Genomic DNA, 6,960 nt, shown 5'->3' on the forward strand with positions numbered 1-6,960 from the left:
GTCTTGGTAAACCCTCTCTTATTGATGACAAGCTTTGCGTACCAGGTCAAGGCAATCGGCGCCAAAGCGTGCCGTCATGGCTTCCACGAACCCTTGGGTCGGCGTCACGTGCAGCTTATTGTTTAAGGCGATGACGGCCGTCGCGAGGCCGTCCACGTCCACATGGAGCAGGGTTTGGCAGTCTCCGGCGTGCGCCACCAGAAGGTGGCGCAGGGTTTCCAGGGTGTTTCGGTCCAGCATACGGGCGGGCAATTTAATAAGCACCGTGTCCACCGATCGGCTTTGGGCCGCTTCCAGGGTAAGGATCTCATCGGCCAGGACCTTGGATCCTTTTTCGTCGTGCTGCAAGGTGCCAAAGATGGCCAGAGGTTCATCGCCTTGGAGAAGGTCACGGGCCTTAGAGTAGGCTTCGGGAAAGCACACCACTTCCAGTGTCCCTTCTTTATCTTCCAAGGTGAGGAACGCCATCCGTTCCCCCTTTTTGGTTGTCAGTTCTTTGGTTATGGAAACCAAACCGCACAGAATGACCTTGGCCCCCTCCGGTTTTTCTCGAACCCTTTGTGTGTCCGCAGTGCACAGGGTGCTGAGCTCTTCCGCATAGTGGTCCAAGGGGTGTCCGGAAATGTAAAAGCCAAGGGATTCCTTTTCATAGTTGAGAACGGTGCGCCTGTTCCAGGAAGGCACTTCGGGAAGGTTGTGCGGTGCCGGACTTGGATCGTTGGAAGTGGGGAGTAGATCAAAGAGATTCAGTTGCCCGGTGCTGCGGTCCCGCTGCCGAACCTGGCCTCTTTCCAAGGCCTGATCCATGGCGGCGAGCACTTGAGCTCGATCCGGGTGGATGGAGTCAAAAGCGCCGCACTTGATCAAATGTTCCAGAACGCGACGATTGACTTTGGAGGTGTCTACGCGTTCGCAGAAATTATAAATCGATGTGAACGGGCCGTCTTTGGCCCGTGCGGCCAGAATGGTTTCAATGGCCCCTTCGCCCACATTTTTCACCGCGCCGAGCCCGAAGCGGATCTTGCCTTCCACCACGGCAAAGTCCAATTCGCTCACATTGACGTCGGGCGGCAGCACCGCAATGCCTTTGTCGCGACATTCGTTGATGAGTTTGACCACCTGGTCCGTGTTACTGAGAAAGCTGTTGAGTAAGGCGGCCATGAATTCCACGGGATAATGGGCCTTGAGGTAAGCGGTCTGGTAGGCGATGAGGGCGTAGGCGGCACTGTGGGATTTATTGAAGCCGTAGCCGGCAAATTTGTCCATGAGGTCAAAGATATGATTGGCTTTGGTGAGTTCGATGCCGTTTTCCTTGGCGCCGGCCAGAAAACGTTCCCGCTGCGCGGCCATGACTTCCGGAATCTTTTTCCCCATGGCCCGCCGCAAAATGTCCGCTTCGCCCAGAGTGTAATTCGCCAACACGCGGGCGATTTCCATGACTTGTTCTTGGTACAGGATGACGCCATAGGTGGGTTCAAGAATCGGTCGAAGCTGTTCCAGCTCATAAGTTATAGGAATGCGCCCGTGTTTTCCGTCAATGTAAAGGTCCACCATGCCGCTTTTGATCGGTCCCGGTCGATACAAGGCCACCAGAGCCACGATATCGTCAAAGCGTTCGGGCTGAAGGCGCACGAGGATGTCTCGCATGCCTGAACTTTCCAGTTGGAAAACACCCGTGGTGTCAGCCCGACTGAGAAGCTGGTACGTTTTAGGGTCGTTCAGGGGAAGCCGTTTCATGTCCAGCCGAACCCCGTGGTTTTTTTCGATGAGCTGTACGGCGTTGTGAATCACCGTGAGGTTTCTCAGGCCGAGAAAGTCGAACTTGATGAGCCCTGCTTTTTCCACATACTTCATGGAAAATTGGGTGACCACCTTACCGTCTGGGTCTCGAAACAGGGGCACGTATTCCACAAGGGGTTTGTCACCGATGACCACGCCAGCGGCATGGGTGGACGCATGGCGCGTGAGGCCTTCCAGAGCTTGAGCGATTTCAAAGAGTTCTCGAATTTGTGGGTCTTCGCGCTGCAACTCCACGAGTCGAGGTTCTTGCTCAAAAGCTTTCGCAAGGGTCACGTCCGGGCCGGCGGGAATCAGTTTGGCGATCTTATCCACTTCGTTATAAGGCATGGCCAGGGCGCGCCCCACGTCCCGTACCACGGCCTTGGCCTGCATGGTGCCAAAGGTGGCGATCTGCGCCACCTGGTCCCTACCGTATTTTTCCGACACGTACCGAAAGACCTCATCACGACCCAACACACAAAAATCCACGTCGATATCGGGCATGCTGATGCGTTCCTTGTTCAGGAACCGTTCAAAGATGAGACCGTGCTCTATGGGATCCAAATCCGTGATGCCCATGACGTAGGCGACCAGACTTCCGGCGGCGGAACCTCGGCCCGGGCCCACCGGAATGCCCCGGTTTTTAGCGTAGCCGATAAAATCGGCCACGATAAGAAAATACGCGGCAAAGCCCATATCCACAATGACATCCAACTCGTAGTGAAGCCGCTTACGGTATTCTTCCAGATCTTGGTCGGAAAGACGGGGTCGGCTGTGGCGGATTTCCGGAAGCCTCTTTTCAAAACCTTCCATGGCGGTCTTGCGAAACTGCGTCTCGATGGATTCGCCGTTGGGCAGCGGAAACACGGGAAAATGGTACTCCCCCAAAGGGATACTCAATGAACATATGTCCGCAATGCGCACAGTGTTTTCCAAAGCTTCAGGCACATGAGCAAATTCCCTGAACATCTCTTCGGGGGATTTGAAATAGAGTTGATCCGTACGAAATTTCATGCGCTTTTCATCCAGAATGTTTTTCCCCGTCTGAATGCACAGCAGAATGTCGTGAGCCCGAGCGTCGCTGCGTTTGAGGTAGTGGCAGTCGTTGGTGGCCACCAATGGCAGACCGGTCTCCTTGGCCAGAGCGATGATTTTTTCGTTCACAATGGCCTGTTCGGGAATGCCGTTGGCTTGAATTTCCAGAAAAAAACAGTCCTTGCCGAAAATTTCTTGGTATTCTTGAGCTGCACGAAGGGCAGCGTCGGCTCTGTCGTGCAAAAGCTCCAAAGCCACCTCCCCTTTCAAGCAACTGGACAGGGCGATGAGGCCTTCGTGGTAGGCGCGAAGCAGTTCCTTGTCGGCTCGGGGTTTGTAATAAAAACCCTCCAGGTATCCCTGCGTGACGATTTTCAGAAGATTTTTATAGCCGGTGAGATTCTGGGCCAGAAGGATCAGGTGCTGATTTTTGTCTTCGTCGGCGCCGTTTGTTGCTGTGCCGGCACGGCCGCAGGTGCCTCGGGAATGGCGTCCTTTGGGGGCAAGATAGATTTCGCAGCCGATAATGGGCTTGATCCCTGCCTTTTTGGCTTTCTCGTAAAATTCCAGAGCCCCGAACATATTGCCATGGTCCGTGACGGCCACAGCAGGCATTTCAAATTCCTTGGCCTTATGAACAAGATCGTCCAGGCGAATGGCTCCATCCAGAAGACTGTACTGGCTGTGCACATGCAAATGAACAAACGCCGTCATGCATCCTCCTTACCCGAGTGTTGATTGGATCGCAGTGTGGGGTGGCTGTTCCGTGTCAGTCCCTCTCAGAAAGGTGTTCGACCTTGCGTTCGTGGTCGGGCAAACCGGGCTCCTTCCCTCTGGAATCGGGAATGGGTTTTCGATCGTAGTTAAACAAAGAATAGGGGGCATCGGCGCGCCGACGCTCGTATCCGCTCAGGAGCCGTTCCCACTGTCCGGGTTCCAGCGGCGTGGAACCTTCAGCCAAGTCCATAAGGAACAGACGGTAACCCATGGCTTCCAGTTCGGGAATCTTCTCAAACCAATTGCAAGGCCGGTCGGCGTAAAGTACGGCGAGCGCCCCTTCCTTACGATACACATAAGCCTCTCCGCGTGGTGTTCTTACAGGTCGGTTTTCCAAAAGGGGCGGTTGGATTCTGGAAAGAAACAGCGAAGGCCGGCCATAGATCGACACGACGGGAACCGAAGGCACCGGATCTGCGATGATCTGACGAAGTTCATCCCGCGTGATTTCCCACGACAGCACCACGCAGCGGCAACCAGCTTCGGCTAAGGCCGCCATGGCCGCCTTGTTGCGCACATTCATGCGGGATCCCGCGACAAGAAAAAGTTTGTCATCTTCAAATATCCAGTCCAGGTGGCTCCAATTGTTGACCTCCCAGGCTCGATAACCTTTGGCCACATACCAGGCGACGGCCTTGCGGTAATAATCCACGTCCTTCTCAAAAAGCACGGGCGGCAGAGCCCAGCCGAATCGTTCCTTTTGGGCTCCGTGGAGATGCTTTTTGGCCATTTTTTCCAAATTTTCACGGCTGGCCACAAGCCACACCTTGTGGGCGGGTGAACTCATCGCACGCCCGAGATCGGAAAGGGACCGAATCTTCATCCACAGAGACGTGGCCTGGCGTCTTACATTGAATAGCCCGGGAAAAAGATGGTCCTCATGGACCTCGGGCCGGTTCCATCGATGGCGGTAGGAAAGGGGTCTTGAGCCGTCCCGATCAATGGCCTCCCAGAGCTTGTTGATAGGCGAAGGTTTTCTTCCGATGCGAAAAAGACGAGCCCCCTTTGAGAGTTCCAACGGGGGCCGTGTGGTCAACAGGACCGTACCCTGGGCCGAAGTTTCCGCAATGAAGGTTCCATCTTGAGCTTGAATACCGTCCAAAACCACAGGAGGGGCCTCTTTACCCTCGGTGGATTCCGGACGCAAGCGGTCGCCCACGCGCACCGAATGGCGAAGATCCACCTGGAGTCCCTTGGGGTCCGAGCGCTTGATAGTCGCCACCCAAAGGCCGCTGGATCCGGATCGGTGCGGGCTAAGGATTTCCCTTGAAGGGTCTACGCCGAAGAAAGCCTCGGTGAGACGCCGAGCCGGCGCTCGAGCGAGCCAGTTGCGGGCTTCTTCCACAGCGGCATGAACACCCTCGTCCGGGGTGTCCAATACGTGCCGGTAAGCGCGCACCACAGTGGCGATGTATTCGGCGTCTTTCATACGCCCTTCGATCTTCAAAGCGGCCAAGCCCAGTTTCCTAAGGTGATGAAGGTGGGCAAGGGCGGAAAAATCGCTACAGGAGAAGAAATACCCGGATCTTCGGTCCTGTCGGTAGCGAAGACGACAGGGCTGAACACAGCGACCTTGCAGACCGCTGTGCCCACCATGAAAACTGCTGGCCAGACAAAGCCCGGAAATAGAGTAGCACAGGGCTCCATGGACGAAGATCTCCAGCTCCGCTTGAGTTTTTCGGCGAATGGCTTGGATTTCTTCCAATGTGAGTTCTCGAGCGAGGACGATGCGCCGGGCGCCGAGCTTTTCCAGAACGTTCACCCCGGAACTATTGTGCACGGCGGTGAGGGTGCTGGCATGGAGCGGAAGAGTAGGAAAATGATGTCGGCACAGAAAAAAGAGACCGGGATCTTGAACAATGACTGCGTCGACACCCAGGTCCGAAAGGGCCTGGAGGGTGTCTAAAATAGAGGGGATTTCAGAAGCCGTAACGAGACAGTTTAATGCCACGTACACGGCCACGCCTCGGCGTCGCGTGAAAGGAAGGAGCCGGGCCAGCTCATCCAAGGTGAAATTGGCGGCGTGAGCGCGAGCGCTAAATTGTTTAAGACCGACATAGACGGCATCTGCACCGTTTTCTAAGGCGGCCCAAAGCGCTTCCAAATGTCCCGCCGGAGCCAACAGTTCGGGTAAAACCATTCCGTTTTCAGAGAGTGTCGGTGGCTTTTTCGGCATGGGTTCTGCTGTTTTTCGGCACCCATTCATGCCACAGGGTCGCGCCATGTTTGCAGCCGTTTGATCAAGGTCATTAGAGCCGTCACAGAAGCCTCCATGATCCGGCGGCCCTTCTCTGCCGAAGCCGCTTTGGGGTTTCCCCAGACCCCTGAAGACCAATAGGCTCTCTTGTGACGGACAAGAATATGCTCAGGAAAGCTGGGGTAGGCTTCGTCCGCTGTCCCCTGAACCCACTGAGGGTGCAAATAAAGCATGAGAGACGTTTCCACTTCGCCGGCGTGGGAATCGTTGGGGGTTTCCTGAAGGAGTGCCCAGGCTTTTCGGCCGATGTCCAGCACGGAACAGACGGCCAGACGCAAGTCCGAAAACCGATCCATGAGTTCTTCGCCGGCGTCCACCAGCGTCCCCATGTGAGTTCCTCCCGCATGGCCGCTCAAAATCACCACATTTTGCATCCCTTGCCGATAAAAGCCTTCCACCACATCCTGAATGAGCGCATGGAGCGTGCAGGACCGAAGGCCCACAGTCCCTGGGTGCTCACGGGAGCTTCGGCACAAGCCGTACCACAATGGAGGAGCCGACCACACTGGCATGCGGCGGGCCACTGCATTGGCCAAGGCCACCACATGCAGTGTATCGGTACCCAAAGGAAGATGCGGCCCGTGTTCTTCCACAGAACCGCATGGAATAATGACGGTGCGAATGTCCTGGCGTTCCTTTTCAAAAAACTCCATCGTGCATTCTTCTAAAACGGGCACGGTATCCTCCAGGTCTTATGGTTGGTTTCCTCCTGTGTGGAGCACACACCTTCCTTATCCCGATCTTCACATTGGAAGCAAGGGGCATAGACGCCGCAGGCTGCCGTCAGGCAGTGTTATCCTTTAACAACAGTCGCTTATCATGAAACGCGCGAGGGAAACACGGAACCGGTGACGCTGAGCGTCCACGGTCTGAGCCTTTCCATTGACCTATGGAAAACAAAAAAGTTAAAAGAGGGTCATTCGGAACCACGGACGGATTTTTCGGAAAGAAGACATGGGACAGACCACCCATCAAGGACTCACCAGCGAACTGTATAAGACCATCATCACCATCGTCGATGAGCGGGTGCGGGAAATCCGCGTCACTAGAGAGGACTTTGACGACCTCAAGCAAGTGGTGCGTGAGCTGGCGGAAGCGCAGAAACGCACGGA

3 protein-coding genes are annotated in these 6,960 nt (G+C 55.4%); all 3 read right to left on the reverse strand.

The window, feature by feature from the left end; translation table 11 throughout:
• Positions 1–18: 18 nt before the first annotated feature.
• Positions 19–3,528, reverse strand: coding sequence for a DNA polymerase III subunit alpha (gene dnaE, locus ACUVSA_RS02455; RefSeq protein WP_445893649.1), 3,510 nt, complete (start codon positions 3,526–3,528; stop codon positions 19–21).
• Between the two features lie 55 nt (positions 3,529–3,583).
• Positions 3,584–5,731, reverse strand: a complete 2,148-nt coding sequence (locus ACUVSA_RS02460; protein WP_445893650.1) for a peptidase U32 family protein — start codon at positions 5,729–5,731, stop codon at positions 3,584–3,586.
• Between the two features lie 62 nt (positions 5,732–5,793).
• The gene (locus ACUVSA_RS02465) at positions 5,794–6,501 is read right to left on the reverse strand and encodes a creatininase family protein (protein WP_445891862.1); all 708 of its coding nucleotides are present in this window, start codon (positions 6,499–6,501) and stop codon (positions 5,794–5,796) included.
• Positions 6,502–6,960: the final 459 nt, after the last annotated feature.

The sequence above is a fragment of the Desulfosoma sp. genome, from assembly GCF_052743555.1.